Origin of the sequence: Paenibacillus brasilensis (assembly GCF_009363115.1) — a bacterium.
In the GTDB taxonomy this organism is placed as follows: domain Bacteria; phylum Bacillota; class Bacilli; order Paenibacillales; family Paenibacillaceae; genus Paenibacillus; species Paenibacillus brasilensis.
The window spans coordinates 3,315,774-3,333,162 of the sequence record NZ_CP045298.1 but is presented as its reverse complement, the minus strand read 5'-3'; the positions used below and the strand labels follow the sequence as shown (position 1 = coordinate 3,333,162).

At 47.6% G+C, this 17,389-nt stretch carries 16 protein-coding genes and 1 pseudogene; 2 read left to right on the top strand and 15 right to left on the bottom strand.

Annotated elements, in window-relative coordinates:
* Nucleotides 1-17: 17 nt before the first annotated feature.
* The 8 genes from GCU48_RS15640 to GCU48_RS15605 form a co-directional block, all read right to left on the bottom strand.
* Nucleotides 18-1,205, bottom strand: a complete 1,188-nt coding sequence (locus GCU48_RS15640) for an HpcH/HpaI aldolase/citrate lyase family protein (protein ID WP_152380609.1) — start codon at nt 1,203-1,205, stop codon at nt 18-20.
* Between the two features lie 167 nt (nt 1,206-1,372).
* Nucleotides 1,373-2,107, bottom strand: a complete 735-nt coding sequence (locus GCU48_RS15635; RefSeq protein ID WP_063210867.1) for a TerC family protein — start codon at nt 2,105-2,107, stop codon at nt 1,373-1,375.
* Between the two features lie 26 nt (nt 2,108-2,133).
* Entirely contained in the window at nt 2,134-3,393 is a 1,260-nt protein-coding gene (locus GCU48_RS15630) for a TerD family protein (protein WP_152380608.1), read from the bottom strand.
* Between the two features lie 101 nt (nt 3,394-3,494).
* A complete protein-coding gene (locus GCU48_RS15625; protein WP_010347451.1) occupies nt 3,495-4,076 on the bottom strand; it encodes a TerD family protein in 582 nt (193 codons plus the stop codon).
* A 30-nt stretch (nt 4,077-4,106) separates the two neighbouring features.
* Nucleotides 4,107-4,682 (bottom strand): TerD family protein, encoded by a 576-nt coding sequence (locus GCU48_RS15620; protein ID WP_152380607.1) that lies wholly within the window; start codon nt 4,680-4,682, stop codon nt 4,107-4,109.
* 44 nt (nt 4,683-4,726) lie between these two features.
* On the bottom strand, nt 4,727-5,320 hold the full coding sequence (locus GCU48_RS15615) for a TerD family protein (RefSeq protein WP_010347449.1): 594 nt from the start codon (nt 5,318-5,320) through the stop codon (nt 4,727-4,729).
* A gap of 27 nt (nt 5,321-5,347) precedes the next feature.
* Nucleotides 5,348-5,794, bottom strand: coding sequence for a tellurite resistance TerB family protein (locus GCU48_RS15610; RefSeq protein ID WP_025717136.1), 447 nt, complete (start codon nt 5,792-5,794; stop codon nt 5,348-5,350).
* Nucleotides 5,795-6,363: 569 nt separating this feature from the next.
* Complete coding sequence (locus GCU48_RS15605) at nt 6,364-6,909, bottom strand: WXG100 family type VII secretion target (protein ID WP_231503588.1); 546 nt, start codon at nt 6,907-6,909, stop codon at nt 6,364-6,366.
* Nucleotides 6,910-7,108: 199 nt separating this feature from the next.
* On the opposite strand from GCU48_RS15605, the gene GCU48_RS15600 reads away from it, so the two are divergent.
* Together GCU48_RS15600 and GCU48_RS15595 are read left to right on the top strand one after the other, a co-directional pair.
* The gene (locus GCU48_RS15600) at nt 7,109-7,891 is read left to right on the top strand and encodes a Cof-type HAD-IIB family hydrolase (RefSeq protein ID WP_152380606.1); all 783 of its coding nucleotides are present in this window, start codon (nt 7,109-7,111) and stop codon (nt 7,889-7,891) included.
* An 86-nt stretch (nt 7,892-7,977) separates the two neighbouring features.
* Nucleotides 7,978-8,766 (top strand): formate/nitrite transporter family protein, encoded by a 789-nt coding sequence (locus tag GCU48_RS15595; protein ID WP_152380605.1) that lies wholly within the window; start codon nt 7,978-7,980, stop codon nt 8,764-8,766.
* 88 nt (nt 8,767-8,854) lie between these two features.
* On the opposite strand, the gene GCU48_RS15590 is transcribed toward GCU48_RS15595, so the two are convergent.
* The 7 genes and pseudogenes from GCU48_RS15590 to GCU48_RS15560 form a co-directional block, all read right to left on the bottom strand.
* Nucleotides 8,855-9,100, bottom strand: a complete 246-nt coding sequence (locus GCU48_RS15590) for an HPr family phosphocarrier protein (protein ID WP_007428972.1) — start codon at nt 9,098-9,100, stop codon at nt 8,855-8,857.
* Between the two features lie 119 nt (nt 9,101-9,219).
* The gene (locus GCU48_RS15585; RefSeq protein WP_152380604.1) at nt 9,220-10,089 is read right to left on the bottom strand and encodes a DL-endopeptidase inhibitor IseA family protein; all 870 of its coding nucleotides are present in this window, start codon (nt 10,087-10,089) and stop codon (nt 9,220-9,222) included.
* Nucleotides 10,090-10,200: 111 nt separating this feature from the next.
* The gene (locus GCU48_RS15580) at nt 10,201-10,434 is read right to left on the bottom strand and encodes a hypothetical protein (protein ID WP_152380603.1); all 234 of its coding nucleotides are present in this window, start codon (nt 10,432-10,434) and stop codon (nt 10,201-10,203) included.
* Nucleotides 10,435-10,611: 177 nt separating this feature from the next.
* Nucleotides 10,612-11,843: pseudogene (locus GCU48_RS15575) on the bottom strand (rhamnogalacturonan lyase family protein).
* Between the two features lie 153 nt (nt 11,844-11,996).
* Nucleotides 11,997-12,554 carry an SLOG family protein gene (locus GCU48_RS15570; protein WP_152382175.1) on the bottom strand — a complete coding sequence of 186 codons (558 nt, stop codon included), beginning with the start codon at nt 12,552-12,554 and terminating at the stop codon, nt 11,997-11,999.
* Nucleotides 12,555-12,677: 123 nt separating this feature from the next.
* Nucleotides 12,678-13,007 carry an iron-sulfur cluster biosynthesis family protein gene (locus GCU48_RS15565; RefSeq protein WP_152380602.1) on the bottom strand — a complete coding sequence of 110 codons (330 nt, stop codon included), beginning with the start codon at nt 13,005-13,007 and terminating at the stop codon, nt 12,678-12,680.
* Nucleotides 13,008-13,262: 255 nt separating this feature from the next.
* Complete coding sequence (locus tag GCU48_RS15560; protein WP_152380601.1) at nt 13,263-17,321, bottom strand: S-layer homology domain-containing protein; 4,059 nt, start codon at nt 17,319-17,321, stop codon at nt 13,263-13,265.
* Nucleotides 17,322-17,389: the final 68 nt, after the last annotated feature.

Sequence of the window (17,389 nt, the reverse complement as noted above, 5' to 3'; positions counted from 1 at the left end):
TATGTGTCTCGGTAATTTTAACGCTGAACTGCTCCAAGATTGGGAGCAGATGTGTTTTCGTGTTTGGGTAAGAGACTGACAAAATGTTGTTGTTCATGTAACACCCCGTATACTTTTGATCTACTAATAATACGATGAGCCCAATTCAAGTGCGGCTTAATTTCATTCATTTTATTGGCATAGGTACTTTTGAACACACCCAGACTACCGTCATTACGCTCCACAATCGCGAGGGCATCCATATACTCCTCATGTGTCACCGCGTACATGGCCTGTACCGGTTTAATGTGGGACGGATGAATAATCGTTTTGCCGATAATCCCGTTCTCTTTGTCCATCATGACCTCTCGAATCAGCCCATCCACCGCATCTGAGATGAAGTCCATTCGCAAGTGGCGCCCTGGCTTCCCAAATGCGTCTTCAAAGGGTGACACTCTTAATTGAGGTTTAAAGATACGTTCTCGGTGGGAGAAATATTCCCATACAGGCCCGGAAATGACATAATCCGAGTCCACGCGTCCGAACAAGTTCATAATATCTGCAATGCAATCCCGAATGACGGCGATTTCATAAATCGTAATATCCGGGCTGCGTCTCAGTCCATATAAGCTCGAGAAATCAGTTGCCCCAATTCGTACATTCAGCACATATTTCTGATATTCGTCCAAAATTCCTTTAATCGACAGTAGCTCTTCCCAGCGGGTTTCCCGATAAATAATTTTAGAGCTTTCAAGAATCGGCAATCCATACAACACAGGCCTGTGGCTTGCGTCTCCTGCCCTTGTATGCATAGTCTGGTTATATTCAGCAATGAGGGCAAAATACGCCCGTCCATGATCAGAAGAAAACTTGGGGAGGACAAAGCCCGTGAGCAGCGCCAAGGTTTCGCCCAAGCTGTTCAGCAGTCGTTCCAACTGTTCGACAGAGCGAACACGTACAAACAGCAAAGGTAATTTCTGTTCACTCATCATACCTGTGCGCACATAGGTCAATAGTTGAAGCAGTTGCTGTGCCAGCGATTCTTCGGCCTGTCCGACCTGCTGATCCCCTATAGCATCCTCCAAATCCAAAATGACCGTGGTTAGTCCTGCATGCTTTCCATTTTTGATCTCTTCCGCTACTTCCAAGCGGGTCGCCGGCATGTACAGAGCTGCCCCTATCGCATAAGCTAATATACTTTTGGGTGAACGGTTATGAAACTCCATCGGTGGAGTACAAAAGATGCTTTCTACTTCCTCAGAGGTTAAATCATTAAAATATTTCAGGGTCCTTTCCCTCCTCTTGCTCTATCTCGCCTGACTGAAGCCCTACGCCTCGGGTATAAAAGAAATCCCCCCTTAGTTTCAGGAGGGATTTCGCTATACTTTGTACATTAAGCCTCTTTGTCGGCCTTTTTCTTTCTTTTCGCCGAGCTGAGAATCATTGTGCCTACAAAGACGGCAATCAAAATGCCGAAGAATAATACTTGCGACATATGAAAGCCAAAAGCAGCAGCCAGCATTTTACCCCCGATAATGGCGATCATAATAAAGGCTGTCTGTTCCAGTTCCGGAAATTTGTCAATGAGCTTGAGGAACAGTTGTGCGACACCACGCATCATTAGAACGCCGAGTATACCACCCATGAACAGAACCCATACTTTCTCACTCACCCCAAAAGCGGCAATGACGCTGTCAATACTGAAGGCAATATCCATCAGTTCGACCATTAATACGGTTTTCCAGAAAGAAGTAGGTTTGTTCTTCACTTCTCCATCACCCTCGGACTTGAACAAGCCCTTATAAGCGATATAAAGTAGATAAGCAGCACCCAGTACCTTAATCAGTGTAAATTTAATCAGGAAGGTACCCAAGCCGATGGCCAGGAATCTAAATAAATACGCACCTAAAATTCCGTAAAATAAGGCTCTCTTCTGCTGTTCCTTCGGTAAATGCTTAACCATAACTGCGAGAACCAAAGCGTTATCCGCTGACAAAAGACCTTCCAGCAAAATGAGAGTACCAATAATCCCCCAACTTACCGGGTCAGTAAACGTGCCTACCACATCACTCCATGAAAAGAAATGACCGTAGTTCTCGCTGATATTTTTGAATAAATCATTTAACATGAAAAGAGTGCCTCCGATAATTCAGTTTATTTACTACCCTGCGTCCAGCGCATGCCCCAGTTGTATGCCCGATCAAGTTCACGATGACCGCCATAGAATTGCACGAGTCTCTCAATACTGAACGTTTCATCATTCACATTTTGGATCATCGCAATCGCACACATCCCTTTGCGATTGTCATGTTCGTTCATATGAACAATAATGTCCGGCCCGTCCTTCTGGTACAGCGTGACCACCCCGTCTGCTTGTGACCAGTTCGTGACTCCTTCATAAATGAAGGTAAACACTAAAATTCGCTTAATCTCAGAAATTTTAGCCCCATTTATGCGGAGATTTTCCCCTGTTTTCACAGAGCCTGTCCGGTCGTCACCATCCAAGGCAATGTACGGGAAGCGATGGAGAGAACCGAATGCTTCCCCAAGCGCCTGAACAACCCCTTTATCCCCGTTCTTCATCTCATACAAGCAGCCCAGATCCAGATCGACACCCTTGGAGCCACGACTGAAAAAGCCCTTACTTTGCTGTACCTGATTCCAGTTCAGATTGATCAGGATTTCACCCAATCCACTTGAGCCCTTTTTCAAATTAATGGTGTCGCCCTTTTTCTTTAGCTCAATTTTGCGCAAATTCAGATTCACCGGAGTTGCAGGTGGCTCTGGCTTTGGAGCGGGAGGTGCTGGCGGCGGGGTTGGCTGAGGAACTGGAGGTGGTATAGGAGCTGGTGCCGGAGGAGCCGGATTATTATCCACTTCGATTCCGAAATTTCCACACAACGCATCCAATCCACCGGAAAAACCCGCACCAATCGCGTTAAATTTCCATTCACCGTTATGGCGGTACAGTTCACCAATAACAATGGCTGTTTCGACTGTAAAACCACTATCCAAATTAAACCGCAAAACCTCTCCGCTAACCGGATGGGCAAAACGTATAAATCCACCTTGAACCTGTCCAAAATTTTGCCGTTTCTGATCTGCATCATAAATGGTCAGCGTAAACGCAATCTTCTCAATATGTGAAGGTATTTTGGTTAGATCAAGGGAAAATTGTTTCTTGTCACCTAACTGTTGTCCATCTGAATAAGTGATAAAAGGTGTGGTCGGATTATTGTAGAAGATCAGATCCTCATCGCCCGATACCTTCCCTCCCGGACCCAGCAAAAATGCGGAAGTATCCAGCTCCAAAGCCGCCGGGGACTCCCATCCGATCCCTACGTTGACATGGGTCAAGCCCGGATTGGTTTTCGTCAAATCCGCCTTCTGTCCCTTTACTACGATAACAGCCATGATTGTGTCACCTTTCTGTCCGTTTGTCATGTGTCAGCGTACGCCATTCAATGGCTTAAAAAAAAAGGGTGGCGCCCTTTGGACACCACCCCAAGTGGATATTACTGAGCGTCCAAGCCATAGTTTTTAGCAAGCGCACCCAATCCACCAGCAAAGCCGCTACCGATCGCCTGAAATTTCCAATCCGCATTGTGACGGTAAAATTCACAGAAAACCACGGCCGTTTCAGTGGAGAAATCCTCACCCAAATCGTAACGCAGCACTTCACGATCCGTAGCCGCATCTACCACCCGCACAAAAGCATTGGATACTTGTCCAAAGTTTTGTGCACGTGCCTCATAATCATAAATCGTAACCGTAATTCCGATACGATGGATGTTCGCAGGAACCTTCGCAAAATCAACAATGATCTGCTCGTCATCCCCGTCGCCCTCACCTGTGCGGTTATCGCCCGTATGCGTAACAGCACCCGCTCCACCGGTCGGGTTGTTGTAGAATACAAAATCGTCAGCTGCCTTCGCTTTACCGTCTTCATACAGCAGAAAAGCCGAAGCATCCAAGTCGAATTCCGCGCCACCGCTATATTTATTGGTATCCCATCCAAGACCTACGACAACACGAGTCAAGCCTGGATTCGTTTTGGTCAGATCAATACGTTGTCCCTTGGAAAGACTAATGGTCATACCGCATACCTGCCTTCTTGTATAGATTTTTTAAGCCAAACCGTAATCGCGTGTCAGCCCTGCAAGACCATCCTGGTAGCCGCTGCCAATCGCATTGAACTTCCACTCACCACTATGACGATACAGTTCACCTACCACAACGCCTGTTTCGATCGAGAAATCTTCTCCCAGATCAAAGCGAACCAATTCTTCATTATTTGCCTCATTTACGATACGCGCATAAGCACGGGACACTTGTCCAAAGTTTTGGCTGCGCTCTTGTGCCTCATAGATGGTAATCGTAAAAGCGATCTTTTCTACGTTCGCAGGTACGCTGCTCAGATCAACTTTAATTTGCTCGTCATCTCCGTCACCGTCACCTGTACGGTTATCTCCGGTATGAACGACAGAACCGTTCTCATTTTGTGGATTATTAAAGAAGACGAAGTTCTTGTCCGTTTCCACTTTACCGTCCGCATTCGCCAAAAATACGGATACGTCCAAGTCAAAATCTTTACCGCCATCGTATTTGTTTGTGTCCCAGCCGAGGCCAACCGTAATTTTGGACAATCCTGGGTTTGTTTTCGTCAAATCAATTTTTTGACCTTTAGATAAGTTAATTGCCATGAGTAAGAACCCCGTTTCTCATTAGTTTTGTATGACAATAAAAATTACATGTAACGCCGAGCCAGCACATCAATATGCTCGGCATGGGTGCCTTCACCGATTGCAGCAAACTTCCATTCGTTATTATGACGATAGAGTTCTCCACAGACCAGCGCAGTCAGTCCTTCATAATTATCAGATAAATTGAACGTCACCAGTTCCTTGGAGTTCGCACCGTCCAGAATGCGGATATACGCTTTCTCGATCATGCCAAAATCCTGTTTCCGGTTGACGCAATCATATATATTCACAACAACAAGCACTTTGTCGACATTGGCAGGAATACGTGCCAGGTCAATCGCAATTTGTTCATCATCGCCGTCACCTTGTCCGGTCAAATTATCACCGGAGTGCACGACAGAGCCGCATGGACTTTTTTTATTGTGGAAACACACTACGTTGTCCGACTGAGTCAGCTTCCCGTTTGCGTCCAGCAAAATAGCAGAAGCATCACAATCAATATTGGGTTGCTTCTTAAAGCCAAAAAATCCTTTGGACTGTACCGGGTCCCATCCCAATCCTGCTATAACCTTGGTTAGTCCTGTATTTCCTTTAGTCAAATCAATTTTCTGACCCTTGACCAGATTAATTACAGCCACTAATTAACACACCTCCTTCCGTAAAATTTACAGACTAAATTCAGACGGATTCAAGCCAAGTACGCCGCAAATTTCAGCAACAATTCGTCGTTCATCAGCATCAAAGTCACCATCGGCTGCGCCAATAGCGCTACATACGCCAACGACGAGTCGGCCTACTTCAGGCTTACCTTTCAATTTTCCAATTGCTTTTAGCGCTTCCTGTTTACCAATTTCAGGTGAAAATTCAAAATTTGCCACATAGTGATTGAAGCGGTTGATAACCTCTCCCATATCAAACACCTTCAATTCCTCACTGATGTTTATATATCCGGCCATTTTTGTTTTCTCTTCCGGACTAATCGTACCATCTGCAAATGCCACCAATGCACAGCCCGCAACCACAGCCTCCATAAAATCTTTATTCTTAAACTTTTTAACCTGGTCTCCAAGCCCTTTTTTAGTTGTATTCAGCCAATTCTTAAATGTACTCATATTTCCCTCCACAATGACGTATTTGGGTAAAATTCATTCTAGTTAAATTCTTCCTTTACTATAACCTGAATTACGAGCTTTTTCTACAATAATATACAAATATACGGTAAATCTGATCTGCTTTTTTTAGGCATCGTCTCTATCTTTAGCCCTATTTTCTACTGATAGAGCCCCTTCAATTATCCACCACTTGATACCCCAATTGCAAATTCATAGATTTAGTACGGGGTAATCGGTTGGAAACGACGATCACTTTGGTGTAGATGCTCCCTTTCATTCTATCTATATCGGAATTCAGAAATATTGGTAAACAAAAATCTACAGACTTCTCCAGCTAGCGAGTTTTACAGTTTCCAACTGGCGCTCACTTGTTTCAGAGAAAAAGACTGTAGATTTTATAGATGCTGCTATTCGTGTTGTGGCGGTCTGGGCCGTTTTACCTAGGAGCGTGTTCTAGGGCAAATTAGGTATGGGTTTACCTATAGAAATATCTGTTTTGGTCCCATCCTGACCTATCAGCTTAATGACAGCCACAAGGGAATCAGATGATCCTGGAGGTTTCTCCAGTATTATAAATCTGTGCGATTCACCGAGTCCTCATATTGCAATCGCAGAACGTTCATCTGATCGTGAATTTTCTGCATAACCTGCTTGTCACCAATCTCCTCGGCGTTTTTCAGCAACTTCTCATATTGATGATATTTATCCGCATCTGCCTGCTCCCATTCGTCCAGGTTTTTGGGGGGTTTAGCGGCGTCTCCAGCATCGCTTTCACCCTCTCCATTGTCCACCAGTGCTGTACTGGCGCTCATCGCCGCTGCCAGTGCTGTCCAGAAGCCACGTGTGCTTTCACCATCCGCATTTCTGAACCTCGAAGCGATGCTTTTCAGCTCAATTTCAATAGACTGAACCTTGCTTAATGCAGAAGAAAGTGTATATTTAGCTGTCCGATAGTCGTTATAAAAGCGATTTCTCTCCATACCATCCCACTGGCTGTGAAGGTTATTCATTGTGTTATCCAGGCCGTTTAACTGGTTATACAGTGTTCCGTGGGCATCGGCAAATTGGGAGGCCACGCGATCCAGCTGCTCCGGCGAGACTTGGATTTTTGTCATGTTGATCACATCCCATCTATGAAAATAGGAGATAGACATTATATTTTACAGTAATCCTTATTTCATATTGTAAGCTATACAGGTCGATCATTCATGAGGATTTATACGTATTTGTGTATTCATAAGCAGTTCCTTTGATATAATGAATCCATATGGGTCAATTTCGACAATAACATTATTGAAAGTCAGGTGTTGGGACATGTCAGACAAAAAGATTATCTTTTTTGATATCGACGGTACGTTGCTGGACGATGACAAAAAAATGCCGCTAACGGCAGAAAAGGCTGTCTTTGCTTTGAAAGAGCAAGGGCATGAGGTCGCCATTGCAACAGGTCGTGCGCCTTTTATGTTCAAGGAAATCCGCGAGCAGCTGGAAATTGATTCCTATGTCAGTTGCAATGGGCAATATGTCGTGCTTCGCGGAGAAGTCGTTGCTACCACCCCGTTGAACAGAGAAGCTTTGCAGGCGATGACTGATCTGGCTCTCACACACAATCATGCTCTCGTATATATGGATCATTTGAACATGAAGGCCAATATTCCTAACGATGAGCTTGTAGAGAAGTGGGTCCAAGCCTTAAAGGCCAAGATATCGGTGGGGTATGATCCACTCTATTTTCAGGGAAGAGATATCTACCAGACGCTACTGATGTGTACGGAAGAAGAAGAACCTTTCTATGAAGCAGTATTCAAAGCCTTTGACTTTGTACGCTGGCATCCGAGTTCTGTGGACGTTGTTCCTCATGCTGGCTCCAAAGCGAAGGGCATTCGTGAAATCACCTCCAGGCTGGGCATTGCCGAGGAAAATCAATACGCTTTTGGCGATGGCTTGAATGATGTAGAAATGCTAATGGCTGTACATAATAGTGTGGCAATGGGCAACGGCTGTGATGAGGCCAAGGCTGCGGCGAAAATGGTGACCAAACGTGCAGATGAAGACGGCATTTTGTATGGGCTGCAAAAGCTTGGTTTGTTAAGCTAACAAGCTGCTGGCTAACGGAGCATGTTTTGAGAATAATAAGCATGTTTAAAGACTTACATCTGAGAAAATAGGAGGTTGTCTTTGGAATGGAGACGGAAGGCTTACGCAATGTCGAACAGCTAGCCATGAAGAAATACAAAATATATAAGCAAAGCCTGCTCCGGTATTTGGCACGTTCCATGCTGGCGAGTATGTTCATCGGGTTCGGCGTTATTGTAGCGTTCAAAACGGGCAACTTTTTTTACATGGAGCAATCTCCATTCACTTATCCCATGGCGGCAGTCACATTCGGGGCAGCCATCATTTTGATCGCTTACGGCGGCGGGGATTTGTTTACAGGCAACACCTTTTATTACACCTATGCAGCGCTCCGTAAAAAGCTGCGCTGGGGGCAGGTGCTTCGGCTGTGGGCTGCCAGCTATGGCGGTAATTTGCTAGGGGCCGGGGTATTTGCGCTCCTTATTTATTTGACCGGGCTATTTGACTCCTCCAGCGTGAACAGCTTTCTGCTGAACGTGGTTGAACACAAAATGGAAGCGCCTGCAACGCAGTTGTTTTTCCGGGCTATTTTGTGTAATTGGCTGGTCTGCCTTGCCTTTTTTGTTCCGATGCTTATGAAGGAAAACGGGGCGAAAATGTTTGCGATGATGTTATTTGTATTCTGCTTTTTCATTTCGGGATATGAGCATAGTATAGCCAATATGTGTACCTTCGCGATTGCACTCGTGCTAGACCATCCGGGTACTGTCTCGGTCGCTGGCGTGATTCATAATCTGGTTCCGGTTACGCTCGGGAATCTGGTTGGCGGTGTGCTGCTTATGGGTGTTATGTACTATTCGGTGAATCTCCCGTTTCTGGATGAGGAGGAGCATTAAAAAAGAAGCCTTGGGGCTACGTATCCCCAGGCTTCTTTGCATTGCTTTAAAATAGAGTATGCAGTATCTACAGGTGCTTTCTTGCCTTTTATGCTTCTTGAGCAGGAAAATGAATAAATTCCTCCAGTTCCTTAAACAGCTTCTTCGGATTGACGTTGTCAGGTACAACCAGAGTTAACGGCTCATCCAGCTTCAACACATACATGCCTAGAATGGATTTGGCATCTGCCATGCCGCTTTTGCCATGAATCCAGATGTCATACGTATAATTGGATACGATTTGATTGATCTTCTCAATATCCTTAACGTTTTTCACCTTAATGGGTGTCATCATTGCACAGCACTCCTCAGCGTTGAATTAGGGCTTATGAAAGCCTTACCATCACTTTACCCTATTCATGAAGAACGTTGCGAAACCGCGATTTGGAAAATATTTTGTTTAGAAAATTTCCATTAAAAAATCATGTGCGGTGCAGAGCTGATTTTCCAGTAGCTGCCGACCTTTTCGAAATTGACTGTAATTTTTTCGTTCGCTTTCTTCGTTCCTGCCGGATAAGGCACGGTCAGCAGATAGCTGCGCTTCACTGGAGTCATCGTTACCATTTTCGCTGTAGCCCGGTTAAACTCTAGCAAATTACCGCCATCTGCATTCAACTGCGCCAGTTTACCGTTAATTTCAACAAAAAATTTGCCCACAAATTGCTCACTCGCCTGCTTGGTATAAGCCTGTGTCAGATAGTTGATCAGCTTGGTCTTGGTGCCGATGTCCTCGGACAGGTAACGGTAGCTTTTGCCGTTCCACTGGAACGACTTCCCCACCGTACTGCCACCGCTGATCGCGTGCTGATAACGCGACTGCGCCTCCAGCACAAGTGGAATGACGCTCTCGTGGTTCAGCTTGTCCAACTGCGTTGGCTTCACGCTTGTAGCGGCAGCTTCTGCTGGCACCGAAGTGGACGGCTGCTGCAGCTTCGACGGCTTCGCAGTAGACGGTATAGTTGGAGCCGCAGCTGGCGCTACCGAAGCGGATGGACGCGCTACTGAAGTGGACGGAGCTGCTGGTGCAGCGGCTTTGGCGGAACCTGCGGCTTCAGCCGGGATCGACGCAGCTGGCGCGGACGGGGCTGGTGGGGCCGGTGTCTTAACCGACGCAGATGCTGCTGGTGCTGGCACCTGAGCCGGGGCCGCAGCGGCCGGACTGGCAACGTCCGGCTGCGTCGCTTCTGCTGGAGCGGTCACAGCGGGCGCTGCGGCTGCGGCCTGCGCTACGCTCAAAAGTGTGGCTGCAATGCACAGCGCGGATAGCTTCGTATTTATTTTCATCTTAATATACACCTCCATTAATATATGCCTGCATAGACTGCACACCTTTCTATTATAAGAATTCTGCTGTGCAATTAGGTTGCTAAATTGTTTCTATTTTCCTTTATTTGCTCATTCGGCACGAAGTTTGTCCGTATCTGCCCTGCACGGCTCATCTGACTGCTTTACCCGCTTTGCCTCCATATCTTCCAAGGATTGCGACAATTGCTTAACAGATCGGTCAAGCTGCTCCAATCTGCGACTGAGGGTGACAAGGATATATTTTAACAGAATCAGACTTAATGCAGCAGGGAATCCGACATTGGTTACGAGCTCAATCATGCCTTCGGTCGCCAGAGAAGTCACTATCCCGCCTCCTTTTTCATGTGTATATTCTCTTAATAAGAACTAATGTTCCCATTTTTAATCAGGATCATACGTTCTCTTTCTATGGGTATAACAAAGCATAATAAAAAGAGCTCCGATCAACTCCGGAGCCCTTATTCGTTTTCTGTCCATTCGTATTTCATTTTGGCCTTGTAATCAAGGAGTGTATATATTGGGCTGCAGGAGCTTGGACATCCCTTCTCCCAGATAAAAACTGGTGTGTGGCGGCTGATTATAGGCTACATTCTGCCAGGCCACACTTAACCGATACACTGGATCATGCATAAGTGTATAGAATCGGTGCTCTGACTCGTATGGTGTTGTGTAAATTCGTAGTGCCGAATTGTCGCTTTTGCGCCAAATTACTTCCTCGCGCCAGTCACCGAACAGATCAGCCTGCAAGGAAGGTGTACCTTTCGTTCCGTTATTGGAGCTGGTTCCTGTCGCGGTAAGCAAATTGGAAGTGGTCGAGTTGGTATAGTTCCACTTGTCGATTTTACCTTCGCTTGACGAGGTATGATCCAACAGTTCACGAGCAGGTCGCCATCCCACCAAATTCCAAAGTTAATGGAGGACGGTAGCGCATTTGTAACAAGCGCTCCTTTAGCTGAACGCAAGCCGATCCCCGGCGCCCATTGCTCGTTCCCTTTGGTACGCGGATCAATGTCTGCGGACATGCCTCTGCCGGTATCCTTGCCTGTATTTACGCCCCATAAAATGTTGCCGTTACGCGGATCGTACATGGCTGCGCCATAGGTGGCGTTCTTGTCCTCATTTACCTTAAACACTTCATAGCCTGAACGATCCGGGTCCAAATCTCCGACATGAAGTGCATCGCCGTGCCCCATTCCCGTGTTAGCCAGCTTCGCTCCGTTATCGTCCACCACCAGCGAGCCATACACGATCTCATCCTTATCATCCCCATCCAAATCCCCTATGCTGGCATCATTGGCCTGGTACGCGTAGCTCACATTATCCGGAGTTTTACCGCCCGCAGGCTGCTGGATGGGAACGTCCAGATTGTTGCTGCTCCATACCTTTACCACAGGGGAAGCAGCCTGCTCTGTTCCATTCACCACGGCACGAACCGTATACGAGGATGAGGTTGTACCTGCCTTGTCCAAATAATTGGTTCTCGATGTAATCGGCGTATCATTCACCTTGCTTGTCCCTCTGTACAGATTAAAGCTGACCGAATCTGCTTCCGTGCCCAGCAAACGCCAGCTCACAAGTACGCCCTCCGGCACCTTGACCGCCACAGCTCCCCGGCTCAGCTTTTCCATTTGCCTTGTTGAGGCAGCGGAGACCTGGCTATCCATCGGAGTGACCATTCCACACAACATGACACCGAGACAGAGCAACGCAGTATACCGAAACCTTTTGTTCATGAATCAATGGCTCCTTTCTGGTTTGTTTTTCAATAAATTTATTTTATCTGACCGATAAGTTATTGTTGTCTAAATTTTATGGTAGCGCTTACATAAAAGTAAAGGGACGAATTCGTCCTTTTTGTTCACAAATCCGAGCTAATGCTGTAAAAATCAGAGGTCCATGAATAATCGTTCTTCATCCGCTATGCTTTGGATATCCTCCGAGCTGATGCTGATATATTGATAGCCTTCCGCCTGTTGCTTTTTTAATGCCAGCTCCTTCATAAAACGCGGACTGCCCTCTCCAGCATCCTCGTCGTAAACGAGCAACAAACCATCTGTTTTGCGGAAAAGCAGTTCATCCCGTGCCTTGAGCTGCCATATCCCCTGATAAGGCTGACGGCTGACAAAGCCCACGTAGTCAACTGCGTTACAAATTTGCTGAAAGTACTCCTTTTTTTCCTCCTTCCACTTTTCCTCTATATTTTGATAGGCTGCCAGTATAGAGCATTTTAGGTGGGGATACTGCTGTTTTAGAGCAATAGCTACCTCACAGGCCCACAGGTCCACCCCATATTGGCCGGGAGTAATCACCCATTCCAGTCCTTCTTCAATCAGAGGAATGAGCCTGCCTGCAATCGCCTTTTTGATATATGGAATGCCCTCGTGCTTTTGACTGAAAATATTCAATTCATGGGCACGGTAGCCCGAAACGAGCAAATTTTTCATCATCTCAACGTCCTTCTCGAATGATCATAACAGTTATTGTACCATTTCAAAGGAGGTCACTACATTAAAAAAGACAAACCTCATTTCCATTTGCGGTGGAAGAGATTCGTCTTTTTGAATTCACTATTTTGCGCGCACATCTTGAATTCTAATGTTGCCACTAAGTATGCCTGCATCACTAATGATCTTGAACGATGGATAGTTGGGGTCTGCCTCAAGCCGCATTCTGCTATCGAACTGCTGCTCCTGCTGTCGGTCTACCCAAAAAGAATAGGGCTCGGATTGAACTATTCTATCGGTTGCATTCTCTGTTGTAATAACCTGGATGACAATGACGCCGTTGCATCCGCAGCCTTCTGTATCATAAAACAGCTTAAACATTCCCGGTCTTCCTGACAGAGCACTGTCCAGCCTTTCCACTGACAAGGGGTCCAGCTCTAAATGTATGTTCATGAGACGATCGCTCTCCTTTATTAATGAAATATTTGGAACTGTCAGCTCCCAAAAGAAAAAAATTTAAACTATATGTACATTATAGCCATGTTTTTCGAGGTATCAATGTGACTGCACTCACTGCTATACATGAACCCTCTCTATTCCATTTTGATAGTATACAAAAAAGGTGCAACCCCTCCGTATGTTGATGGGTTACACCTTTATATGAATGCCTTGTCCTCAAAGGAGAGGTATTTCAGACAAGTCTACCGATTATGGCGTATGAATGCTTACAAATTGATAGGCCCCTTTTGGATACACATTCCACTCATCCGGCTGATTGTAGGCAGGCGATCCATAGGATATCCCCGGCTTACGGACGAACGTTCCTCCTTGCGGTGTAAACTGTTCATCCGAATTTGGATTTCCTAATACATCCACCACTTGTCCTTGGTATTTCAAAACGTATGCAACGGTATTAAATTCGTTCGGGTTGTAGAAATTACCCTCATCATTAAAATACCAAGCAGGCGTAATATCCATGAAATCATAAAAGATACTGTCAATGATCAAGTATGGCATGGCAGGATAAAGTGGATTAATGGGTATCGTGGTCACGTTCATACGGTTTGTATTCTTCATCCATTGATGAACTTCCAGTGAATAATTTTCTCCTCTGTGGGAAGGATCTCCATCCCCGTTATAATACAATTGCAACACAATCCGTCCATCCCCGCCATCTACAAATTGCGAGAAATATACAGCAGGCGCTTGCTGTGGGTCCTGCTGAACCTGAAATACTGCAGCCCTCCCATCTGTTCCTACCACCCATACCAGCACGGGGTCCGGGGAAAGGGCAATCGTCGTGCCCAAGTGATCTACAGGTCCAGTGAATGTTGAGGATTGGGTCCCTCTATACACTAGAAATTCCGATTGTCCCGGGAAGTAGCTGGACAGGTCGACCGTTCTGTACGGCAACCCGTATTTAACCCCTATCGGAGTGATGCCACCGGAAATCAGTTCAGCGTTGCGTACATTAAACGTATATTGGACAGAGCCACCCTTACCATCCGTGGCTGTAATGGTCATAGCAGCAAGACCGCTGCCTGTGCCTGGAGCCAGTGTTAAGCTGCTGCCTTGAAGCGATGCACTCACCAAAGTCGGATCACTGGAGCTGACCGTAAACTGAAGCTCATCCCCATCCTCATCGCTGAACAGTTGCTGCAGATCATAATCCCTTTGCTGTGTAACTCCAGGGCTCAACACCTGCTCGTTTATAGCTGAGATGACTTGAGGAGCATGATTGAGCTGCGGCATGCTAACGATAACCGGGAAATTCGCTCCCTCTGCACGTCCGTACTGATCATACACACTCAGTGTTACACTGGTGGTCCCTACACTGACCGGGTTTAGCTGCAGCTTCTGACCGTTCATATGGGCCGTAGCAATACCCGGGTCATACGTGTCCGCTGTCACAGAAAGAGAAGCCAGGTCCCAATTCAATAGGAACGGCGACAGATCCAGTTCTGGCGCAGGATTTTCCAATTGAAGCAATTGCTCAGGGATAGCTGCAATCACTGCATTTTCTAATAGATGAACCTGTAAGTCTGTGCTAATCTCTCCGCCTCTGCCGTCTGTAGCAGTAATCGTAATGATTGTACTGCCGGCAGCCAGCCCATGAATGACAAGCTGATCATTTTGAAGCATAGCATCAGCTACAGCCGGGGCAGAAGAACTGATTTCATACCTGAGCGAATCATGGTCCGGGTCTGCAAAAATGGTGGACAGATCCACTGTGCCGTCAGCCTTGCCTAAAATCAGATGTACAGCGTTGGGTGCATGGGTTACCACCGGGCTGCTATTGGGGATTGGCAAAACCGTGACGATCAAGGTAACGATGGCTGTTCCCCCCTTGCTGTCGTCTGCCGTCAAGGTAATGCTGGTACTCCCCGGTTGCAGCGATTGCAAGGTAAGCTGGTGGCCTGTGATGGAAGTCTGCACGATGGACGTATCCGCACTGGCCGCTGTGAATACCAACGGATCGCTATCTGCATCCGTAAATACCGCCCCGAGGTCCAGCATTGAATTCGGCTGACCCAAAGTTACGGTTAACGGTTGAGGCGTCTGTCCTTGCGGAGCATGGTTCGGAGCGCCCTGAACCGTCAAATTGAAATCAATCTGCTTTTGCCCTGTGCTGCCGTCCTCCCCTTGCTGTCCGTCATTGGCAGTGACATGAACGATTGTACTGCCCGCATGAAGCGGACTGAGACGCAATTCATCTCCCGCAAGCACCGCCGACGCTACAGCAGGATGATCAACAGTAACCTGATACGTTAAGGCGGCATTTTCCGGGTCCTGAATATAGTCGTTCAAATGCAGTACAGCATCGGACTGCCCCACAGTAAGATCCTGAGCTGGTATACCTGTAGATACAGGCAGGCCATTCACGGTAATCTTGAAGGTGGACGATATCCTTTTTCCGCGTCCATCATTAGCCGATACACTGATGGATGCTTTGCCGACACTAACAGGCGTAAGCTTTAAGGTATTGCCTGACACAGATGCCCGTACCACGCCGGATTGAAGAGAAGCGGCCGAAAAGGTCAAAACATCCCTGTCCGGGTCGGTAAAGAATTGACGCAAATCGTATAATTGCTCACCCGTGCCTTCCGTAATTACACGCTCGACAGAAGCGTTTACAACCTCCGGTGAGCGGTTAGCAGCGCTGGATGAGCCTGATGAGCCTCCAGAAGATGAAGATGTACCTGTTACGCTTGTGACAGCTAAACCCGTAACCGCATTGGAAGCTACTCCGGTCCCGAGTGTGAGGGCGGATACCTGTATATTTCCACTCACATTGACCGTAGCTGCCGGATTGCTGACTTGCAGGTTTTCAATACTCCCCGTATTTTTTAATTGCAAGGCTCCTGTCCCACTGACGGTCAACTGCTGGATCGTGCTGTTGCCTGTCATTTCAACGGGCTGACTGCCAGTTACTTGAACGGTTGGAACCGTCCCCTGAAGGCTGACGTTGTCCGTCCCTTCATTAATATTCAGCTGTGACAATGAAGCAGCCGTGCCTACTTCAATGCTCGCATTGGATTGTACGTTCATAACAGTCGCGCTTGCCGTGCCGCTGAGTACGACATGAACCTCAGGCTTTGTGACATCCATTTGCGTCAAAGTCGAGCTATCAAATACGACTGTATTGTTATCTCCGCCGTTAATATGGGTCTGTCCCTGCACCTGTACATCCTGTGCATAAAAATCCTGCTGCACCCGGGCATCCACCGTTAGCTGCTGCTCCACTTTCAGATGCAGCACCGATGTAAAATCCCCGGCGACTACCAAATCTCCGTTCAGGGTGGAGCCATGCCCATCCAGCACAACGTTCCCACTGAACTCCGCTTCGCCGTTACCGGCCGGAGTCCCGCTGCTGCGAAGTTCCAGCCAAGTGACCTTGTCCACCGTCCGGCCTGTGGCATGGAAACGGATGCCTGCGCCACGCAACGCGGCCTGATTATCCGCGTGAAAAATGCCGCGCAGCGGCTCTGCCACGTCATAAGCGATGCCATTGATCCGTATCTGCTGGCCGTCGATTCCCTGGAGCTGCGAGGCACGCTCCTGCGGAAACAGGGCAGATACGAGCAGGCTGACCGCATCTACGCGGCTTACCGAGTCTTTGGCGTGAAGGCTTCCGCCAAATTCGCTCATCAGCCCGTCACTGAGCGCCGCCCGAATCAGCGGGGCCGCCCACGGGCTGGCTTCCTTCCACGTCGTCGGCAACGTCTGTGCCGACGACGTGGCGGTTGTGCTGGCAGACGTATCCGCAGGCGTATTCGTCCCGGCAGACCTGACCAGCAGCGCGACCAGTTCCTGGGCGCTGATCAGGTCATTCGGACGAAAGCGTCCGTCGGCGTCGCCCTGCAGCAGCCCGGCCTTGCGGGCTGCCTCTATTGCCGGACGGCTCCAACTATTGGCGGGCACGTCCGTGAAGGAGGCAGCACCGTCCAAATTGCCGGTCGGAAGCTGTAATGCTTTGACCAGCAGCACGGCTAGCTCCTGACGGGTGAGCTTCTGCTCAGGTCTGAGTGTTCCAGCCGGATCACCTTGGATGATCCCGAGTTCACGGGCCTTTTGCAGCTGTTCCAATTGCTGTGCTGTAAGCTGCTGCACATCCTTCCAAGGGCTGGGACTCTTGCCTATGGACGCCGTGGATACAGAGGCTGCATCAGCCGAAGACACTGCCGCCTGCGCTGTCCCGACTGGAACAGCAGGGGTCAGCAGCAGTAAAGCAGCTGCAAGCTGGGCGGTTAATTGTTTATTTCTCATGGTGCGACTCTCCCCAATCAATAAAATGTAAAAGTTACAATGTCATATAAGTGATGATTGTTTCTAGA